The sequence below is a fragment of the Microbacterium sp. CCH5-D1 genome (assembly GCF_001557335.1).
GTDB classification, from domain to species: Bacteria; Actinomycetota; Actinomycetes; order Actinomycetales; family Microbacteriaceae; genus Microbacterium; species Microbacterium oxydans.
Genome location: NZ_LSJW01000243.1, coordinates 109427 through 129585, shown reverse-complemented (window position 1 = coordinate 129585; position 20159 = coordinate 109427). Strand labels below are relative to the sequence as shown.

The window sequence follows — 20159 nt, the reverse complement described above, 5'->3', positions numbered from 1 at the left end:
GAGGGTCGACGATGATCGATTCGACACACTCGTCGGCGGAGCGCGCGGAGATTCGCGCTGTCCGCGAATCCGGGCGCACGAGCGTCCTCGTCATCGGCGGCGGGATCAACGGAATCTCCACGTTCCGCGACCTGGCGCTGCAGGGAGTCGACGTCGTGCTCGTCGAACGAGGGGACTTCGCCTCCGGCGCCTCCTCCGCGTCGAGCCACATGATCCACGGCGGCATCCGCTACCTCGAGAACGGCGAGTTCCGACTCGTCCGCGAATCCGTGGAGGAGCGCAACGGTCTTCTGAAGATCGCCCCTCACTACGTGAAGCCGCTCGAGACGACCATCCCGATCTACTCGACCTTCTCGGGCATCCTCTCCGCGCCGTTGCGCTTCCTCACGCACAAGAGCGGCAAGCCGCAGGAGCGCGGAGCCTTCCTCATCAAGATCGGGCTGACGATCTACGACACCTTCTCGCGCGATGGTGGCACCGTTCCTCGGCACCGTTTCCTCGGCCGCAAGAAGTCGCTCGCCGAGCTGCCTTCTCTCGACCCCAAGATCAAGTACACCGCGACCTACTACGACGCCTCGATGCACGACCCCGAGCGCCTGGCTCTGGACGTGCTCCAGGACGGACGATCCGCCCACCCGAGCGCGCACGCGCTGAACTACGTCGAAGCCGTCTCTCGTGACGGCGACAAGGTCGTGCTCCGCGACCGTGAGAGCGGCACGGAGTTCTCCGTGCAGGCCGATGTCGTCGTGAACGCATCGGGTCCCTGGACCGACCTCACGAACGATGCCCTCGGCACCGAGACGAGGTTCATGGGAGGAACCAAGGGCTCGCACATCGTGCTCGACCACCCCGAACTGCTCGAGGCGACCCGCGGACGCGAGATCTTCTTCGAGCACTCCGACGGTCGCATCGTCCTCATCTACCCCCTCAAGGGACGCGTTCTCGTCGGCACCACCGACATCGATGCCGATCCACGCGAAGTGGCCGTGTGCACCGAGGAGGAGGTCGACTACTTCTTCGATCTCATCCACCACGTGTTCCCCACCATTCCGGTGTCGCGCGAGCAGATCGTCTACAAGTTCTCGGGAATCCGTCCCCTGCCTCGTCACGAGGACACGGCCCCCGGGTTCGTCTCCCGCGACTACCGCGTCGAGGTCGACCAGAAGGGCGCCGTGCCGCTTGTGAGCCTCGTCGGCGGCAAGTGGACCACGTTCCGCGCACTCGGCGAGTCCCTCTCCGACACGGTGCTCGGCCTGATCGATCGCACCAGGACGGTCTCGACGGCAGGGCGCGCGATCGGCGGTGGGCGCGAGTTCCCCCGCACCGAGAAGGCCAAGCGCATCTGGTTCCAGGAGAACCTTCCCGGCGCCGGCGCACGTGCCGATCAGCTGCTGGCCCGATACGGTACCCGCGCGGCACAGGTCTGGGAGTTCGTCGAGCAGGGTGCGGACGCGCCACTCGCCGGCGGTGACCTCTCCACGCGTGAACTCGAGTGGATGGTGCAGAACGAGCTGGTGACCCGCCTGGAGGATGTCATCCTGCGTCGCACCAGCATCGCGTTCACCGGCGGGGCGACCGCCGAGGTTCTTGACGAGATCGCCGATGCCCTCGCGCCGATGCTCGGCTGGGACCGAGCGCGCCACGATGCCGAGGTCGAGCAGACCCGCGAACTGTTGAACGAACGTCACGGACTCGATATCCCGTCCCGCGCCCGCGGCTGACGGGGTCTCGGACTGCCGCCCTCCTCGCGGTGCAACTCCCATAAAGTGTCGGGGCAGAGGGGCCCCGACACACAAGAAAGGTCAAAGAAGACATGGCTGATGTGAATCTCGGTCTCTACTTCCTCTCCGAACTGGTAGGAACAGCGATGCTGGTCCTGCTCGGATGTGGTGTCGTCGCCAACGTCGCGCTCGCGAAGAACAAAGGCTTCGGCGGCGGCTTCCTGATGGTCAACTGGGGATGGGGTCTGGCGGTCTTCGCCGGTGTGCTCGTCTCCGCGTACTCCGGTGCCATCCTCAACCCGGCCGTCGGCATCGGACTGCTGATCTCCGGCACGATCGACTTCCCGATGTTCCTCGTCGCCACCGCGGCGGAGCTCGTCGGTGCGATCATCGGTGCGATCGTCGTGTGGCTCGCCTACAAGCAGCACTTCGACGAGGAGCCGGAGGCCGCCAACAAGCTGGGCGTCTTCTCGACCGGCCCCGCGATCCGCTCCTACGGATGGAACCTGGTCACCGAGATCATCGGCACCTTCGTGCTGGTCTTCGTGATCCTCGCGTTCGCGGACTACGGCGACATCGAGGTGGGAACCCCCGGAGGCCTCGGACCGCTCACGGCCCTCCCCGTCGCTCTGCTCGTCGTCGCTATCGGTGCCTCGCTCGGTGGCCCGACCGGTTACGCGATCAACCCTGCCCGCGACCTCGGTCCGCGTATCGCGCACGCGATCCTCCCGATCAAGGGCAAGGGTTCCAGCGACTGGTCCTACTCCTGGGTCCCGGTGGTCGGTCCGCTGATCGGTGGCGCGATCGCCGCTGCCGCAGCGCCCGTCCTGCTGCACCTCGCCTGAACGACCTGAATTCAAAGGAGAACAACATGGCTGACTACATCCTCGCCATCGACCAGGGAACGACTTCGAGCCGCGCGATCATCTTCGACAAGAAGGGCAGCATCATCGCGACGGGCCAGAAGGAGCACGAGCAGATCCTGCCGAAGGCCGGCTGGGTCGAGCACGACGCCTCGGAGATCTGGCGCAACGTCCAGGAGGTCATCGGGCTCGCCCTGAGCCGCGCCGACCTGACGCGCCACGACATCGCGGCCGTCGGCATCACCAACCAGCGCGAGACCGCAGTGGTCTGGGACAAGACCACCGGCAAGCCCGCCTACAACGCGATCGTGTGGCAGGACACCCGCACGCAGGCGATCGTCGATCGTCTCGCGGCGGACGGCGGCGTGGAGCGGTTCAAGCCCGTCGTCGGGCTCCCCCTGGCGACCTACTTCTCGGGAACCAAGATCGCCTGGATCCTCGAGAACGTCGACGGCGCTCGCGAGAAGGCGGAGGCCGGCGACCTGATCTTCGGAACGACCGACAGCTGGGTCCTCTGGAACCTGACCGGCGGCGTCGACGGCGGTGTGCACGTGACGGACGTGACGAACGCATCGCGCACGATGTTCATGGATCTCGAGACGCTCGAGTGGCGCGACGACATCCTCGAGGCCTTCGGTGTGCCGCGATCGATGATGCCGGAGATCCGCTCGTCCTCCGAGGTCTATGGGGCGGCCGAGGACTCCTCGCTGCTGCGTGAGACCCCGATCGCCGGCATCCTGGGCGACCAGCAGGCCGCGACGTTCGGGCAGGCCGCCTTCCAGAAGGGCGAGAGCAAGAACACCTACGGCACGGGCTGCTTCCTCATCTTCAACACGGGCGAGGAGATCGTCCACTCGAAGAACGGGCTGCTCACGACCGTCGGCTACAAGCTCGGCGACCAGCCGACGCACTATGCGCTGGAGGGCTCCATCGCCGTCACCGGATCCCTGATCCAGTGGCTGCGCGACCAGCTCGGCATCATCTCCTCTGCCCCTGAGGTGGAAGAGCTGGCCGACAAGGTCGAGGACAACGGCGGCGTGTACATCGTGCCCGCCTTCTCCGGTCTGTTCGCACCGTACTGGCGTCCTGACGCCCGAGGCGCGATCGTCGGGCTCACCCGTTACGCGAACAAGAACCACATCGCTCGCGCAGCGCTCGAGGCCGTCGCCTTCCAGACGCGCGACGTGCTCGACGCCGTGAATGCGGACGCCGGTGTGGACCTCACCGAGCTCAAGGTCGACGGCGGCATGGTCGCGAATGACGCGCTCATGCAGTTCCAGGCGGATGTCCTCGGCGTGCCGGTGGTGCGTCCGGTCGTCGCGGAGACCACGGCCCTCGGTGCCGCTTATGCGGCAGGCCTCGCAGTCGGGTTCTGGAACGGGCTCGACGACCTCTCCGCCAACTGGCAGGAGGACAAGCGCTGGGAGCCGTCGATGGACGAAGCAGAGCGCGACCGTCAGCTGCGGCTGTGGCGCAAGGCCGTCACGAAGTCGATGGACTGGGTCGACGACGACGTGAAGTGATCTGACACGAAGGCGAAGCGGGTTCGGAGCTCATGCTCCGGACCCGCTTCTCCATGCGCTGTCCGAGCTCTCCCAGCTCGACGTGACGGCTTCCACGACACCGACGAACGCGCGAGCGACGTTCCTCGGTGCCGCCGTATCCCAGGCGAGGTACTCGACCCGCACCGGGCCACCGCGCACTGTCGAGATGGACACGTCGAACGCGGAGCGCTGGACGGTTCCCGGCGCCAGCAAGGTCACCGCCAATCCCGCCTCCACCAAGCCGAGGATGAGGGTCGCGGAGTCGGCTTCGAAAGCCACATCGCGCGTGAGATCGGCCGCGTGGAATGCCGCGTCACTCTGGGCTCGTCCCGAAGTCGCGACGGGGAAGTCCGCGAACGTCATCCCCGCGAGGTCCTCCAGTGCGATGTCGCTCCTGTGCGCGAGCTCGTGCCCTCGAGGGTAGACGGCGACGAGCCGCTCACGAGAGAGAACACGGTACGCCACTCCCAGAGGTTCAACGCCTTCGCGCAGGCCCAGCAGGGCGACATCGAGCTCATCGTGCCGGAGCCTGCGCATCAGGACATCACTGTTCCCGACCTGCAGTTCCACCCGCACGTCCGGGTACGCCGCACGGTAGGCGACGAGCACGGCCGGCACGTCGACGGCGGTCACCGTAGGGATGACACCGACCCGAAGCGTCCCCTCGACGACACCGTCTACCGCGGCCGCATCCTCTCTGGCTCTTTCAGCAGCTCGGAGGGCAGCGCGCGCATGACCGAGGAATGCCTCGCCCGCCTCGCTCAGGCGCACCTGGCGACTGGAGCGAACGAACAAGCGCCGGCCGAGTTCGCGTTCGAGTGAGGCGACCTGATGGCTCAGCGCGGACTGCGTCACGAAGCATCGCTCGGCGGCGCGGGTGAAGCTCAGGGTGTCGGCGACTTCCACGACGTACCGCAATTGTTGGAGTTCCACGATTCATGATCTCTCTTCATGCGTGATGGTGCAATTATGCGTTGGACTCATCGGTTCCATGGTCGCAGGCTGAAGGCATGAACCGCATGACGCTCGTGCTGACCACTGCTCTTGCTCCCATCGCCTGGGGCACCACCTACCTCGTGACCACCGAACTGCTTCCGGCCGGGCACCCGCTGTTCGCGGGTCTGCTCCGCTCACTCCCTGCGGGTCTTCTCGCGGTCGCCATCAGTCGGCGGTTTCCGTCAGGGTCGTGGTGGTGGAAGTCCTTCGCCCTCGGCGCGCTCAACATCGGCGCTTTCTTCCCTCTGCTGTTCCTGGCCGCGGAGCGGCTTCCCGGCGGCGTCGCCGCCGCCGTCGCCGGAGCGCAGCCACTCATCGTCCTGGCTCTCGGAGCGCTCGTCCTACACGAGCGCATCCGGCCGATCACGGCCGCAGCGGCTCTCGTGGGCGCGGGAGGCGTCGCTCTGGTCGTGCTCGGCCCGGCCGCCGAACTCGATCTCTGGGGCGTTCTCGCTGCGCTCGGCGGTGTCACAGCGACGGGTGTGGGCATGATCCTCACCAAACGCTGGGGTCGCCCCGTCGGGGTGGGGCCCGTGTCCTACGCGGGCTGGCAGCTCAGCGCGGGCGGCATGCTGCTGCTACCGGTCACTCTGATGGTCGAGGGCGTGCCTCGGGAGATCGACGGCAATGCCGCTCTCGGCTACCTGTGGCTCGCCACCGCCGGGGGAATCATCGCGTACACGCTCTGGTTCCGAGGCGTCCAGCAGCTGCCGGTCGTCGCGCCGGGGCTCCTTGCACTCCTGTCCCCCATCGTCGCGACACTTCTGGGGTTGGTGGTCGCCGGTGAGCGTTTCACCGCGCCTCAGGCGATCGGATTCGTGCTCACGCTCGGCGCGCTCGTCCTGGGGCAGTTCGTCACGCGTCCGAAGCCGAGCTCAGACCGACGTGCCGAGGAGACACTCGGCGAAGCGCTCTCGGCGCCGCGCTGAGTGCACTCAGTTCTTGCCGAAGAGCTTCTGGATCTCGGCGAGGTCGGCCTCGCTCGGAGCCTGGGCAGCACCGCCGCCGATCCCGAACCCCGATCCGGTGGGCGTGGTCGTGGAGGATGCGATGCCCGCGTTCTCCGCTGCACGCTTCGCAGGGTTTCCCGAGCGGGACTTGCCGGAGGAGGACTTGCTCTTCTTCCCTCGCTTGGACGACGCGCCGGGTCGTCCCATACCAGGCACGGGTCCCATGCCGGGGATGTTGGGGGTACCCCCACGAGCGACGGTCTTCATCATCTTCGCGGCCTGCTCGAAGCGCTGCACGAGCTGGTTCACATCCGTGACGGTCATGCCGGAGCCGCGGGCGATACGCAGCCGACGCGAGCCGTTGAGAACCTTCGGGTTGCGTCGCTCGCCCGGAGTCATCGAGCGGATGATCGCCTCGGTGCGGTCGATCTCGCGCTCGTCGAAGTCGTCGAGCTGCTGCTTCATCTGCCCCATGCCCGGGAGCATCCCGAGCATCTTCTTCATGGAGCCCATCTTCTTCATCTGCTGAAGCTGCTCGAGGAAGTCCTCGAGGGTGAAGGCCTCGGTTGCGAGCTTCTCGGCCATCTTCATGGCCTCTTCCTCATCGAAGGCCTGCTGGGCCTGCTCGATGAGGGTCAGGATGTCGCCGAGGTCGAGGATGCGGCTCGCCATGCGGTCGGGGTGGAACGGTTCGAGGTCCTCGAGACGCTCACCGGTCGAGGCGAAGATGATCGGGCGTCCGGTCACGGAGGCCACCGAGAGCGCAGCGCCACCACGGGCGTCACCATCGAGCTTCGACAGGACGACGCCGGTGAAATCGACGCCCTCCTGGAAGGCCTTGGCGGTGTTCACCGCATCCTGACCGATCATCGCGTCAATGACGAACAGCACTTCGTCGGGGCTCACGGCCTTGCGGATGTCCGCAGCCTGCTTCATCAGCTCGGCATCGACGCCGAGGCGTCCGGCGGTGTCGATGATGACGACGTCGTGCTGCTGACGACGGGCATACTCGACACCGTCGCGCGACACCTTCACCGGGTCGCCGACGCCGTTGCCGGGCTCCGGAGCGAACACGGTCGCGCCCGCCTGCTCCGCGACCACCTGCAGCTGGTTGACGGCATTCGGACGCTGGAGGTCTGCGGCCACGAGCAGAGGCGTGTGCCCCTCGCCCTCGAGCTGCTTGGCCAGCTTGCCGGCGAAGGTCGTCTTACCCGAGCCCTGGAGTCCCGCGAGCATGATCACGGTCGGTGCCGTCTTCGCGAACTGCAGGCGGCGCTGTTCGCCGCCGAGGATCTGCACGAGCTCCTCGTTGACGATCTGCACCACCTGCTGCGCCGGATTCAGCGCCTTGTTGACCTCGTCGCCGAGGGCACGCTCGCGCACCTTCGCCGTGAAGTCCTTGACCACCACGAGCGCGACGTCGGCGTCGAGCAGAGCGCGACGGATCTCGCGCACGGTGCCGTCGACATCGGCGGCGGTGAGCTTTCCCTTCGTGCGCAGATTGCGGAAGGTTTCGGTGAGCCGATCGGAGAGCGTGCCAAAGGTAGCCATGGTGCGTACGATTCTACGCGAGTGAAGCGGCGCCGCTCAGCGCCGTGCGGGCTCAGGACCAGGGCAGGTCGTGAATCATCGCCAGCGCTTCCCGCAACACGGTCTCCGGCGTTCCGCGCCCCGCGCCCTGCTCTGCCCACACGCGCAGCGACGAGAGCACCGCAGCCGCGTGCGCCGCCCCGAGGATGTCGGCCCGGATCACGTCCACGCCCGCCGAGGACGCCGCGAGCGACACGGCAGCGGACAAGCGTGCCATTCGCAGGCCGGTGTCGCGCACGAGCTCGTCCTCCAGCCCCATCGCCCCCGCGTTGCGAAGGGCGAGAGCAAGCGGATCCGGTGCGAAGTCGTGGACGACCCGCAGCAGGATCTCCCGCACCGACTCCCCCGTCGCGACCCGGCCCAGGCCCCGGAGAGACTCGACAGCCTCACCGACCCGTTCGTCGATTCCTGACCACAGCACGTCGCTCTTCGAAGCGAAGTAGTTGAAGAAACTCGAACGGCTCACCCCGGCGCGCTGCGTGATGTCCGCCACCGAAGTGGCAGCGTAACCGCGTTCCAAGAAGAGCTCGCACGCAGCCTCGGCGAGCGTCTCCCGTGACGATGCCTTCGGGCGCCCGGCTTTCCCCGTCGAACTCATGCACTCACGCTACCGCGCGGCGCGGATCGAGAACGCCGTCCTCGACCCGAAGGAGTATTGTTGCTCTCAGTCCATTTACACCGAAGGCGGTTCTGTGATGCTCGAGATCCTCACGCCCGGGTTCGTTCCTACGCCGGTGCCGTACCTCGACGGGTGGGAGCTTCAGCGCCGGGTCCATGCCGACGTGGTCGCAGGCACTCGGCAGGACACCCTCATCCTGCTCGAGCACGAAGCCGTGTACACGGCGGGCAAGCGCACGGAACCGCATGAGCGTCCGCACGACGGCACGCCGGTGATCGACGTCGATCGCGGCGGCAAGATCACCTGGCACGGCCCAGGACAGCTGGTCGGCTATCCGATCGTCCGCCTCGGCGAGCCCATCGATGTGGTCGCCCACGTGCGCCGACTGGAGCGTCTGCTCATCGAGGTGCTGCGCCCGCTCGGAGTCGACGGCTATCAGGTGGAGGGCCGCAGCGGCGTCTGGGTGCGCCGCCCGCTCTCCGAGGACAAGGTAGCCGCGATCGGGGTACGGGTGCAGCAAGGAGTCACGATGCACGGCTTCGCCATCAACTGCGACAACTCCCTGGCCGGTTTCCGCGGCATCATCCCGTGCGGCATCACCGACGCGGGTGTCACGACCGTGAGCGAGGTCACGGGATCCTCCGTTTCGCCCCGTGACCTCGTCGATGCCGTGACCCGTGCGTTTCTCGCCGAATACTCGACCCCCGAACTGTCAGGAGCCCACGCATGACCGCCGCACCCGAGGGCCGGAAGCTCCTCCGTCTGGAGATCCGCAACGCCGAGACACCGATCGAGCGCAAGCCCGAGTGGATCAAGACCAAGGCGAAGATGGGTCCGGAGTACACGGCGTTGCACTCGCTCGTGAAGAGCGAAGACCTGCACACCGTGTGCCAGGAGGCCGGCTGTCCGAACATCTACGAGTGCTGGGAGGATCGCGAAGCGACGTTCCTCATCGGCGGGTCGCAATGCACGCGTCGCTGCGACTTCTGCCAGATCGACACCGGCAAGCCGGCTGACTACGACACCGACGAGCCCCGCCGCGTCGCCGAGAGTGTGCAGCGGATGAACCTCCGGTACGCGACCGTGACCAGCGTGGCCCGTGACGACCTGCCCGACACGGGTGCCTGGCTCAACGCGGAGACCGTCAGGAAGATCCACGAGCTCAACCCGAACACCGGGGTGGAGCTGCTCGCGAACGAGCACAACGCCGATCCGGCTTTCCTCAACCAGATCTTCGACGCTCGACCAGAGGTGTTCGCGCACAACGTGGAGACCGTTCCCCGCATCTTCAAGCGCATCCGACCCGCTTTCCGCTACGAGCGCTCGCTGAACGTGCTCACTCAAGCCCGCGACGCCGGGCTCATCACGAAGTCCAACCTCATCCTGGGCATGGGCGAGGAGCCGGAGGAGGTCGTGCAGGCGCTCAACGATCTGCACGATGCCGGCTGCGACATCATCACGATCACGCAGTATCTCCGCCCGACACCGCGGCACCACCCGGTCTCTCGTTGGGTGAAGCCCGCGGAGTTCGTGGAGTTCAAGGAGGAAGCCGAGCGCATCGGTTTCCTCGGCGTCCTCGCCGGTCCGCTCGTGCGCTCCTCCTACCGGGCGGGGCGCCTGTGGGCGCAGTCGATGACGTCCAAGGGCCGCGAGATCCCCGCGCACCTCTCCCACATCGCAGCGAGCGCCGATCTCGGATTCGCCCAGGCCGTCTGACCTCGTCGCTGCCCGGGGTATCCGCTCGTGCGGCTAGTCCGCGCTCATCACCGACTGCACGCTGCCGTCGGAGCCGAGGTTGACGAGCAGGACGTCATCTGACGAGCTGTCGTCGAGCGCGTACTCGAGCACCGCGAACGGTTCCGAGCCCCCATGCTCGTCGGCGAGGATCGTCATGCTCATGAGCCGGAGCGAGCGGATGATGTCGACGGCGGCGTCTCCCGACACGTCGACGAGCACGTCGGGCAAGTCATCGCCGTACGCCTCCTGCTGCTGAAGGATGTACTCGGTGACCTCGCTGGTGCGGTCGTCCACCTCTGCGAGCATGCCTCGACGCGCCGTGTCGTCGACGCTCTCCAGGCCCGCGATGAGCGAGGCGGCGATGTCGAGCGCATCGGACGAGACGTCGTCCTGGTCCGGAGCGGTCAGGTCCACGGTCACACTCTGATCACCGAGCTCCACGGTCTCCGACCAGAAGATCGATCCGTCCGGGCCCGAGGACAGGAGTCCGAAGTAGTCGTGTTCGATCGCCATAACGCTATGAAACCAGCCTCGTGCTCACTGCGGTAGTCCCGTCGTCAACCGACCAGCGACTGGACGAAGACATGAGGGGTGAAACCGGTGAGGTCATCGATCCCCTCGCCCTGTCCGAGCAGCTTGACCGGGATGCCCGTGCGCTCCTGCACGGCCAGCACGAAGCCGCCCTTGGCCGACCCGTCCAGCTTGGTGAGGACGAGTCCGGTGACGCCGGCGTGTTCGAGGAATGCCTCCGCCTGCATCACGCCGTTCTGGCCCGTGGTGGCGTCGAGCACGAGCAGCACCTCGCTGATGGGCGCCTGCTTCTCGATCACGCGCCGGACCTTCGAGAGCTCGTCCATGAGGCCGCCCTTCGTGTGCAGGCGGCCCGCCGTGTCGATGATCGCGATCTCGATGCCTTCGCGCTTCGCATACTCGACCGTCTGGAATGCCACTGAGGCGGGGTCCTGACCCTCCTGCTGCGGACGGACGATCGCCGCCCCACCGCGCTGCGCCCAAGTCGCGAGCTGATCGACCGCTGCTGCGCGGAACGTGTCGGCGGCACCGACCACTACACTGCGCTGGTACCCCCGGAGGAACTTGGTGAACTTCCCGATGGTTGTGGTCTTGCCGACGCCGTTGACGCCGACGACGAGGACCACTGCGGGACGCTCGGTGAGCTTCAGCGTCGTGTCGAACTTCGCGAAGTGCTCCTCGAGCGTCTCCCGCAACATGCGCTGGAGGTCTTTGGGGTCGGTCGTCCGGTAACGGTCGACCTTCTGGCGCAGCTCGTCGACGACGCGCTCGCTGATGTCAGGGCCGAAATCAGCCGTGATGAGCGCTGTCTCGAGATCCTCCCAGGTCGTCTCATCGATGGTGGGCTTGACGAACATGCCGCGCAGTGCACGACCAAGAGACCAGGACTTCTCCGCCATCCCACCAGCCTACGGGGTGCTCAGCGGATGGAAGGTGTGCGCGCCGATGGACTCGGTCAGACCGCGGCCGCAGCTCGGTCGCCGACCCGCTGTCCTACGACCGCCGAGACGCCGTCCTGCCGCATCGAGACGCCGTACAGCGCATCAGCGATCTCCATCGTGCGCTTCTGATGCGTGATGACGAGGAGTTGCGAACTCTCCCGCAGCTGCTCGAACACGGTCAGCAGACGACCGAGGTTCGCGTCGTCCAGAGCTGCCTCCACCTCGTCGAGGATGTAGAACGGGCTCGGCCGAGCCTTGAAGATCGCGACCAGCAGAGCCACCGCCGCGAGCGACCTCTCGCCGCCCGACAGCAGCGACAGGCGCTCGATCTTCTTTCCCACAGGACGGACCGACACCTCGATGCCGGTGGTCAGCATGTTGTCGGGATCTGTGAGCGAGATGCTGCCCGTTCCCCCCGGGAACAGCAGCGGGAACACCTGGCCGAAGGCCTCCTTCGTGTCCTCGAAGGCGCTCGCGAAGATGGTCTGCATCCGCTCGTCGAGGTCGGCGATGATCGTCAGCAGGTCCTGTCGCGTCTGAGTGAGGTCGGCCAGCTGCTCGGTGAGGAAGGCGTGGCGTTGCTCCAGCGCGGCGAACTCCTCGAGGGCCAGGGGGTTGACGCGTCCGAGCTGCGCCAGCTTGCGCTCTGCCTCTGCGAGACGGCGCTGCTGGATGCGGCGATCGTAAGGAATCACCGCGGCGCCGTCTCCGGTGTCTCGGTCCGCCGCTGTCGTCGCGGTCGGATCGCGCGGGACGAGCTGGTCAGGACCATATTCCGCGATGAGAATATCTTCGTCCAGGGCCAGTTCAGAGGAGACCCGCTCCAGCAGGCTGTTCAGGTGCAACTTCTTCTCGTGTATCTGCAGCTCGAGCCCGTGCACGCTCTCGGTGAGCCCTGTCAGACGTTCGCGCAGCGATGCCTCCTGAGCCCTGAGGCCGACGAGTTCCTGGTTCTGGGCCGACCGAGCGGCCTCGGCCTCTTTGAGCGCGAGACGTGCCTCGGCTACGGAACGATCGAGCGAATCGAGGATGCGCGGCAACTCGTCCGCAACGCCTGAGGCCGACTCCCGCTGCGCGCGGCGGATGACCGCGCGTCGGGCCGCCTCAGCCGCAGCGTCACGTTCCTGCTCGCGCTGCCGTTCCAGGCTCGCGACCCTGGACTGCGCGGCGCGGACGCGCTCGCGCAGGGTCTCGATCTCGAGTCGAGCCCGCACCTCGCCCTCACGTGCCAGCTCGAGAGCTTCGAGGAGCCCGTCCCGTGCGGATGCATCCAGAACCGGCCGCGGCGCTGCGATCGCTTCGTCCAATGCCGCTTTCGCCGCCTCCGCCTTCTCCTCCGCCTCGGAGACGGCGGACTGCGCCTGCGCGAGCCCGGTCTCCAGCCTCTCGCACTCCGCGACGGCGGATTCGTGTCGCACGGTGATCCGGTTGACCTGCTCCGCGTGCGTGGCGAGGGCAGCGTCGTGTTCGCGGAGCGCTCGAAGAGCCTCCTTGGCCTGCCGTCTCGTCGTCTCGACCGCCTCGTCGGCATCCCGACGAGCTTCACGGAGCGAGTCCGCCACGATCCGGATCTCCGCCAAGCGTTCGGCTGCGGCATCGCGTTCAGCCGCGAGCTCGAGACGCGAGCGCTCACCGCCCGAGCCGGTGCGAAGGGTCTGAGCCGTGATCACGTCTCCGCCGAGGGTGACGATGGTGGTCCCGGTGTCCCCCTTCGCATCGAGTGCAGACCGCGCCGCTCTGGCCGAGTCGAGGTCATCCGCTATCAGCACATGCGACAGGATGCCCAGCACTCCCTCGGGGGCGGTAACGACGTCGACGGCGGGCACGACGCCTGCCAGGGACGGCAACGCCGCGTGCGGTCGCGGCGAGTCGGCGATGACGAAGTCCACCACTCCCCTGCGCTGTTGCGCCGATTCGACGGCCATCGCGAAGGCATCAGACGCCGTGTCGATGAGCACGCCCTCCGCAAGCGGCCCGAGGACCGCGGACACCGCCGCCTCATAGCCGGCACGTACCTGCACGGCATCGCCGACCAGGCCGCGGACGCCACGTCCTCCGGCGCTGACGATCTCCGCCGCACCGCCGGAGAGCGCCAGAGCGCTGCTCAGCGCGGATGTCTTGGCGGTCAAGGAGTCGACTTCACGCTCAGCCGAGTGCAGACGCTCCCGGAGCGACTCGCGCTCGGTCTCCGCCGCCGTGGCGGCCCGCTGCGCGCTCTCGTATGCCGCCGCATGCTCGACGGCCGTACCCTCCGGTGCCTCGGCGTCGTCGATGGACTCCAGTGCCTCAGCCGCTTCCCGCCGACGAGCGTTCGCGGCCTCGAGGGCGTTCTCCTGGCGGAGAACCGCCCCTCGGACCGCGGCGAGAGCTGACGCCGCAGCCTCGGCGGATCCCCGCAAGGCAGACAGTCGCATGTCGTACTGGGAGACGAGCGCGCTCTGCTCGGCGATGTCGACATCGAGGGTGTCGAGTTCCGCGCGCGCGTGCACGACCTCTCGGCTCGCGGCGGCTGCCGCGTCCTGGGCGTCACCCAGTCCCGCAGAGATCGTGTCGATCTCGTCTCTCGCCTCGTCGATCGTGGCCTGTGTCACGGTGATCGCGGTGACCGCGGCATCGTCGTCGTCCGTGCCGAGCAGCGCGAGGCGCTGATTCGCGAGCGTGTAGAGCCCGCGCATCCGCTCCTGCACCTGCTCAAGACCGAACGCCACGCTGCGCGCCTCGTCCACGGCGACGGAATTCTGATCCTGTTCGAGCCGCGCGATGCTCGCGCGAACCGTCTCCGCCTGGTCGGACAGAACGAGACGCTCGGTGTGGCGCTCGTGCTCGGTCCGAGTGTGGTCAGCGAGAGCGGCACGCAGAGAAACCACGTCGTCCGCGAAGAGACGCGCCTTGGCATCACGCACCACGGCGGCGATGGTCTGCGCCTCGCGCGCGATCTCGGCCTGTCTTCCCAGAGGCTTGAGCTGCCGCCGGATCTCGCCCGCGAGATCGCTCAATCGGGTGAGATTCGTCTCCATCGCATCGAGCTTGCGGAGCGTCTTCTCCTTGCGACGTCGATGCTTGAGGATTCCCGCCGCTTCCTCGATGAATCCTCGGCGGTCCTCGGGCGACGCCTGCAGCACGGTGTCGAGACGTCCCTGGCCGACGATGACGTGCATCTCGCGTCCGAGTCCCGAGTCGCTCAGAAGCTCTTGAACGTCGAGGAGACGACAGCCCTCGCCATTGATGGCGTACTCGCTCGAACCGTTGCGGAACAGGGTGCGACTGATCGTCACCTCTGCGAACTCGATCGGCAGCGCCCCATCGGAGTTGTCGATCGTCAGCTGCACCTCGGCCCGACCGAGAGGACCGCGTGTCGACGTGCCGGCGAAGATGACGTCTTCCATCTTCCCGCCGCGGAGAGTCTTCGCACCCTGTTCGCCCATCACCCAGGCGAGCGCGTCGACGACGTTCGACTTTCCGGAACCGTTCGGCCCGACGATGCAGGTGACCCCGGGCTCGAAGACGAAGCTCGTCGGTTGCGCGAACGACTTGAACCCTTTGAGCGTCAGGCTCTTCAGATGCATACGGGCACCGCTCGTCCGGGGAGAATCACGCGGCTACGCTACCGGAATTCCGGGCCTGGAGCCTCATCCCGCGCGGGTCGACGGCGAACTCGAGAGGCCGGCGACACGCCGAGCGGAACAGTATGTGCTTGACGTGGCTCTCGCGGGTTCGCTACGGTGGCCTCCGGATCGCCACACGAAAGGAGGTTACCGATGATTACGACTCAGCTCAACGCACAGGCCACTGGCCTCGCCGCGCCCGCGCACTTTGCGCCGCGCCCTGCGTTCTCGGTAACCGCCGGCGTCCGCATGAGCGCTCTCTCGTAGAACCGCAACCCGACTCTCCAGACCTCCCGTAGGTCCAGTCCGGCCGTTTCTCTCGCGCCCCCTCCGCAGATCTGCCCCGCAGATCTCGGCACATCCCGCATCCGCTGGCCGCCTCTTCGGCCTGCGTCGACGCCTGCTCTCCCGCACCGTTCGCAGCTGCATCCGCAGCCGACGTGCGGTGCTTCCGCACCCATCATCACCATCACTTCCGAAGGAACCACCGTGAACACCACGTTGCACCGCAGCGACATCCACCCGCCCGATATCGAGGACCACGAGGTCCTCCAGATTCCCCGCCCCGATGAACTGCGTCGCCTTTCGATGGCAGATCGTCTCTCCCTCAGGATCGGCCTCTGGCTCTTCCAGAGGGCACAGCGTCCGCGGCACACCCGTCGCGGCCTGCGCATCGATCCGGCCGACCTGTTCCTCCTCGGCGAGCAGCGTCATCGCTCCGCCGCAGAGTCGTACGCCCTGCTCACGTACGACATGCAGCGCGGCATGCGCTGAGACCGTCGAGGCCGTGACGAGCATCTCCGCGACGGCGCCCGCTCGCCTCACCCGCGAGCGGGCGCCGTCCCATCACAATCCCCTCCACACACCCCGCACGGAAGAACAGACATGAAGACCATGGAAACCACGATCACGCCGCTGGTCGTCCCGGCCAGCCTCCAGAGCGAGGATGCCGCCGAGTTCCTCGCCTTCGGCGAGCTCAACAGGCGCGTCTGCGATGAGCAGGTGGGCCTCCCGGACCTCGCACCGGATGCCGCGCAGATGCTGCCGAACTGGCAGGACGACACGGATGCACTCGACGTGGGCTTCGTCGCCCGTATCGACGGCGACATCGTCGGCATGGTGACGATCTCCTTCGCCCAGGAAGCCGATGCTCACGCCGCGGAGATCGACCTGCTGGTTCCGTCGGCCCACTGGGGCCGTGGCGTCGAAGAGGCGCTCCTCGACACAGCGGAGGCGGAAGCGCGCGCGCACGGTCGGAGTGTCCTGCAGATCTGGAGTCTGCACCGTCCCGAGGAGAGCGAACGGATGCTGATTCCCCGCACGGGCTGGGGGCGCGTACCGGCGACGCCGCTCTCCGACCTCGTGGAGGCACGCGGTTTCGTCCTCGAACAGGTGGAGCGCAACAGTGAGTACGACCTCCGAGGCGACTCGGACCTGCTTCGCACGGCTCTGAGCGACGCGATCGCTCTGGCTGGCGAAGACTACGCGCTGCTCGAATGGGACATGCCCACGCCTCCGGAGCTGAGGGCAGGGTTCGCCGCTGTGCTCGCCCGGCTGTCCACGGACGCACCCAGCGGCGACATGGACTTCGTCGAAGAGGTCTGGGACGCCGAGCGGGTGGTGCGGCGTGAGGCGCGACTGCTCGGCGCCGGGCAGGCTGTCTCCGTGGCGGCAGTGCGTCATGTCCCGTCCGGGACCATCGTCGCGTACAACGAACTCCTCATCGCCGCCGATCGCACGGGTGTGACGCACCAGTTCGGAACGCTGGTGAGCAAGGACCACCGTGGCCATCGTCTGGGAACCATCGTCAAATGCGCCAACCTGCTCCGCTGGCGCGAGCTGATGCCGGAGTCGACCGTCGTCTCCACTTTCAACGCCGAGGAGAACCGGCCGATGCTGAACATCAACGAGGCCATCGGCTTCGTGCCGGTCTCTTACGCCGGGGCATGGCAGAAGAAGCTCTGACGAGGGTGCGGGCACGATCTCATTCTCCGGGATGACGTCGAGCCCGCACCGTCATCCGCCCGGGCGACGACCGAGCCGGGCGGGACGGCGAGGCTGGAATCATGAACATCCCCGTGATCGAAGCCCACGCCCTCAGCAAGAACTTCGGGTCGACACGCGCCCTCGCCGGCGTCGACCTCGCCATCCATCGCGGTGAGTCCGTCGCCATCATGGGAGCCTCCGGTTCCGGGAAGACCACTCTCCTCCACGTCTTGGCGGGGATCACCGCACCTGACGCGGGCGGAGTCGTCTTCCGCCCCGCCGAGGGATCCGCTATCGAGGTCACCGCGCTCGGAGAGTCAGCGCGCTCACGACTGCGACGCGAGAAGTTCGGGTTCGTCTTTCAGCAGGGCCTTCTCATCCCCGAGCTGACCGCGGTGGAGAACGTGGCCCTCGCCTCGATGATCAACGGCATCCGACGTCAGGACGCCGTGCAGCACGCGGCATCCTGGCTGGCGGCTCTCGGACTCGCCGGGATGGAGGACCGCCGGATCGGCGAGCTGTCGGGTGGGCAGGCACAGCGCGTCGCCATCGCACGCGCCCAAGCCACCGGCGCGGAGGTCGTCTTCGCGGACGAGCCCACCGGAGCGCTGGACTCCACCACGTCCTCGGAGGTCATGGACGCGCTCCTGTGGTCCACGACCGGACAGGGCCGCACCCTCGTCGTCGTCACCCATGACGCCGAGGTCGCCGCTCGGTGCACGCGAACGATCGCAGTGCGCGACGGACGGATCATCTCGTCGGCGGTGACCGCATGAACCGCAATGTGCTCGCCCTCCTGCTTCGCCCCGCTCCCGGTCAGGGCAGCGTTATCGCTCTGCCGGTCGTCGCCTTCGCCGTGGTCACGACGCTGGTCCTCACCGTCATCGGCGGGGCGCAGTCGTTCTGGGGATGGACCGACGAGTTCGCTCCTCTGTATCAAGCCCTTGCGGCCATCGCCCTCGTGCTGCTGGTCGTCCCGCTGATGTCCGTCGGCGGAGCGGCAGCACGACTCTCCGCGCGTCGACGCGACGAACGACTCTCCACGCTCCGTCTGCTCGGTGTGTCGCCGGCGGGTGTGACCGTCGCCACCGTGGCGGAATCCGTGCTCGTCGCCGCGGCCGGTGCCCTGGTCGGTGTCGTCGCGCACGTCGCCCTCAGCCCCCTCATCGGACTCATCCCGTTCCGCGGCGAAGCCCTCGGATTCGGTGCCGTCGTCCTCCCGCCGACGCAGACGGCCCTCGTGGTGGCGGCCGTGCTCGCCCTCGCGTCGACGAGTGCGATCATCGGTCTGCGTCGTGTCGTCATCTCACCGCTCGGCGTGCGCACACGCACCGATGTTCCCAAGGTGCACTGGATCCGGGCGGTGTTCGCCGTCTGTGCGATCGCCGTCGCGTTCGTGCTGATCAAGGTCTTCCCTTCCGTGGGCGGACTCGTCCTCACGATCGTCGTACTCGCCGGCCTCTTCGGCGCCGTGCTGGCAGTGCTGAACCTCGTCGGGCCGTGGGTGCTCAAGGTGGTCGCCTCAGGGCAGCTCCGTCGAGCCGAGCGACCGGAGCGACTGCTCGCAGCCCGCATCGTGCTGGACTCGCCGAAAGCGGCCTGGCGGCAGGTCGGTGGTATCGCCATGGCGAGCTTCATGGCCGTCTTCGCCGGCACCGGAGTCGCGCTCATGAGCATGATGAGCACCTCCGATGCCGCTGCCGCCGACATCGCGCTCGCCGATGACATCCGGACCGGTCTCATCATCACGCTCATCGGCTCCTTCCTGATGGTCGCGGCGTCGGTCGGGGTCAACCAGGCCTCAGACGTCCTCGACCAGCGCGAGCTGCACCGCAGTCTGCATCACCTCGGCATGCCGCTCGAGACCGTGGACAGGGCGCGGCGGCGGGCGATCATGTCGCCGCTGCTGGTGACCGCGATCGGCTCCGCGCTCGTGGCCGCGATCCTCGTGTTCCCGTTGGTCGGCATCGCGCTGATCACGGCACCAGAGTCGCTGCTGACCATCGCGCTCGTGGTGTCCGTCGGGATCGGTGTCGTCTGGGCGACGACGTGGGCGACCCGTCCGCTCCTGCAGCGTTCCTTCGTGGCTACGTGAATACCGTGCCGCCTCGATGGGGTTTCGGTGAGCCTGCCGGGGTGTGGCGAGAACTGTCGCCGCGGGCTGTGGTATCCGTGGGGGATGACGTTCAGAGGTCGACGCCGAGCACAAGCGAGATTCGAACAGAAAGTAGCGACTCTTGCGTCGGCCATGAAGCACGAAGCAGGCAAGAACCACGCGCTGCAGCAACAAGTGGCTGGCCTGGTCGCGGAAGTCTCGAGCATCAAGAGGTCGCGTACATGGGTGTGGGTCGGCGGCGTGACCGCGATCGGCAGCGCCCTCGCTGCTCTAGGAACGCTGTTCTTCTCAATGGCTCAGCTCGCCCCCCTCTACGCTCAGGCAGAGTCAGCCCAAGCACAGACTCAAGCGCTTCAGCGCACATCTGATTGGGCGACGGTCGGTGCTGTGACGGTGTCGGTCGAGGAAGGCATGTTCGTCCTGGAGAACCGGTCCCGCAGCGCGATCATGTCCACGACGACCTGGCTCGTGGGAAGCACCGAGGGTTGGGATCGGTTCGATGCGATTCGCTTCGACCTGGAGGGGATTCCGGCCTGCAGCAGCGTCTCCGTACCGGTCGCCGAAGTCACGCGATGGCCCGAGCCGATCCGGGAGCTCACCTGGGTCGAACCACGGAAGAGCTGGGACTGGCCCGACTTCGTCGACGCCTACACGTACATCATCGCCCCTTCAGGCGGGCTGTACTCGACATCGTGACGGGGCGGCGTCGTGGATCACGGAGTGGTGGGCATGGTGGATCAGGCCTCGGCGAACTACGGAGAACGCGAGTCACCCATGCCGGTGAACGTGGACGATCCGACGACTCTCGTGTGGGTCCCGGACACCTTCTGGGAGTTCCGCGACGTCCAGGTCGCCCATGCGGGCGAGCCGCTTTGGGCAGGCGCCCCGCTCATGGGCGCTGATAACGATTCTGTGATCACGCCACTCAGCTGCTATTCCTGATGAGCCTCTCGATCCGCG

At 67.1% G+C, this 20159-nt stretch carries 18 protein-coding genes; 12 read left to right on the top strand and 6 right to left on the bottom strand.

The features are described from left to right. Positions 1-11: 11 nt before the first annotated feature. From AX744_RS14695 to glpK, 3 genes are all read left to right on the top strand, one after another. Positions 12-1721 carry a glycerol-3-phosphate dehydrogenase/oxidase gene (locus AX744_RS14695; RefSeq protein ID WP_061017655.1) on the top strand — a complete coding sequence of 570 codons (1710 nt, stop codon included), beginning with the start codon at positions 12-14 and terminating at the stop codon, positions 1719-1721. 92 nt (positions 1722-1813) lie between these two features. Continuing rightward, positions 1814-2566 (top strand): MIP/aquaporin family protein, encoded by a 753-nt coding sequence (locus AX744_RS14690; protein WP_028501983.1) that lies wholly within the window; start codon positions 1814-1816, stop codon positions 2564-2566. A 26-nt stretch (positions 2567-2592) separates the two neighbouring features. Beyond that, positions 2593-4107 carry a glycerol kinase GlpK gene (gene glpK, locus AX744_RS14685; protein ID WP_058630604.1) on the top strand — a complete coding sequence of 505 codons (1515 nt, stop codon included), beginning with the start codon at positions 2593-2595 and terminating at the stop codon, positions 4105-4107. A 30-nt stretch (positions 4108-4137) separates the two neighbouring features. Here the strand turns inward: glpK and AX744_RS14680 are convergent, their stop codons facing one another. Continuing rightward, positions 4138-5061, bottom strand: a complete 924-nt coding sequence (locus tag AX744_RS14680; RefSeq protein ID WP_061017654.1) for a LysR family transcriptional regulator — start codon at positions 5059-5061, stop codon at positions 4138-4140. Between the two features lie 77 nt (positions 5062-5138). Here AX744_RS14680 and AX744_RS14675 point away from each other — a divergent pair, with 77 nt between their 5' ends. Further along, complete coding sequence (locus tag AX744_RS14675) at positions 5139-6053, top strand: EamA family transporter (RefSeq protein WP_058630602.1); 915 nt, start codon at positions 5139-5141, stop codon at positions 6051-6053. Positions 6054-6059: 6 nt separating this feature from the next. On the opposite strand, the gene ffh is transcribed toward AX744_RS14675, so the two are convergent. Both ffh and AX744_RS14665 read right to left on the bottom strand, forming a co-directional pair. Next, positions 6060-7625, bottom strand: a complete 1566-nt coding sequence (gene ffh, locus AX744_RS14670) for a signal recognition particle protein (protein WP_058630601.1) — start codon at positions 7623-7625, stop codon at positions 6060-6062. 52 nt (positions 7626-7677) lie between these two features. Continuing rightward, positions 7678-8262, bottom strand: coding sequence for a TetR/AcrR family transcriptional regulator (locus tag AX744_RS14665; protein WP_046747082.1), 585 nt, complete (start codon positions 8260-8262; stop codon positions 7678-7680). Between the two features lie 97 nt (positions 8263-8359). On the opposite strand from AX744_RS14665, the gene lipB reads away from it, so the two are divergent. Together lipB and lipA are read left to right on the top strand one after the other, a co-directional pair. Then, entirely contained in the window at positions 8360-9013 is a 654-nt protein-coding gene (gene lipB, locus AX744_RS14660) for a lipoyl(octanoyl) transferase LipB (protein WP_061017677.1), read from the top strand. Beyond that, on the top strand, positions 9010-9999 hold the full coding sequence (gene lipA / locus AX744_RS14655) for a lipoyl synthase (protein WP_046747083.1): 990 nt from the start codon (positions 9010-9012) through the stop codon (positions 9997-9999). The genes lipB and lipA overlap by 4 nt, the downstream gene beginning before the upstream one ends. A 33-nt stretch (positions 10000-10032) precedes the next feature. On the opposite strand, the gene AX744_RS14650 is transcribed toward lipA, so the two are convergent. The 3 genes from AX744_RS14650 to smc are packed head-to-tail and all read right to left on the bottom strand — an operon-like array spanning position 10033 to position 15058. Beyond that, positions 10033-10533 carry a DUF2004 domain-containing protein gene (locus tag AX744_RS14650; RefSeq protein WP_046748457.1) on the bottom strand — a complete coding sequence of 167 codons (501 nt, stop codon included), beginning with the start codon at positions 10531-10533 and terminating at the stop codon, positions 10033-10035. Between the two features lie 44 nt (positions 10534-10577). Then, complete coding sequence (gene ftsY / locus AX744_RS14645; protein WP_045265192.1) at positions 10578-11450, bottom strand: signal recognition particle-docking protein FtsY; 873 nt, start codon at positions 11448-11450, stop codon at positions 10578-10580. Positions 11451-11506: 56 nt separating this feature from the next. After that, complete coding sequence (gene smc, locus AX744_RS14640) at positions 11507-15058, bottom strand: chromosome segregation protein SMC (protein ID WP_061017652.1); 3552 nt, start codon at positions 15056-15058, stop codon at positions 11507-11509. Between the two features lie 528 nt (positions 15059-15586). On the opposite strand from smc, the gene AX744_RS14635 reads away from it, so the two are divergent. The 6 genes from AX744_RS14635 to AX744_RS21065 all read left to right on the top strand — a co-directional run bounded on the left by AX744_RS14635 (position 15587) and on the right by AX744_RS21065 (position 20141). After that, positions 15587-15871 carry a hypothetical protein gene (locus AX744_RS14635; RefSeq protein WP_061017650.1) on the top strand — a complete coding sequence of 95 codons (285 nt, stop codon included), beginning with the start codon at positions 15587-15589 and terminating at the stop codon, positions 15869-15871. A 111-nt stretch (positions 15872-15982) separates the two neighbouring features. Further along, positions 15983-17062 (top strand): GNAT family N-acetyltransferase, encoded by a 1080-nt coding sequence (locus tag AX744_RS14630; protein WP_061017648.1) that lies wholly within the window; start codon positions 15983-15985, stop codon positions 17060-17062. A gap of 101 nt (positions 17063-17163) precedes the next feature. Then, complete coding sequence (locus AX744_RS14625; protein ID WP_046748454.1) at positions 17164-17859, top strand: ABC transporter ATP-binding protein; 696 nt, start codon at positions 17164-17166, stop codon at positions 17857-17859. Continuing rightward, on the top strand, positions 17856-19178 hold the full coding sequence (locus AX744_RS14620; protein ID WP_061017646.1) for a permease: 1323 nt from the start codon (positions 17856-17858) through the stop codon (positions 19176-19178). Before AX744_RS14625 ends, AX744_RS14620 begins: the two co-directional genes overlap by 4 nt. Before the next feature lie 27 nt (positions 19179-19205). Beyond that, a complete protein-coding gene (locus tag AX744_RS14615) occupies positions 19206-19895 on the top strand; it encodes a hypothetical protein (protein ID WP_197429243.1) in 690 nt (229 codons plus the stop codon). 24 nt (positions 19896-19919) lie between these two features. After that, positions 19920-20141, top strand: a complete 222-nt coding sequence (locus AX744_RS21065) for a hypothetical protein (RefSeq protein WP_061017642.1) — start codon at positions 19920-19922, stop codon at positions 20139-20141. The last annotated feature ends 18 nt before the right edge of the window (positions 20142-20159 follow it).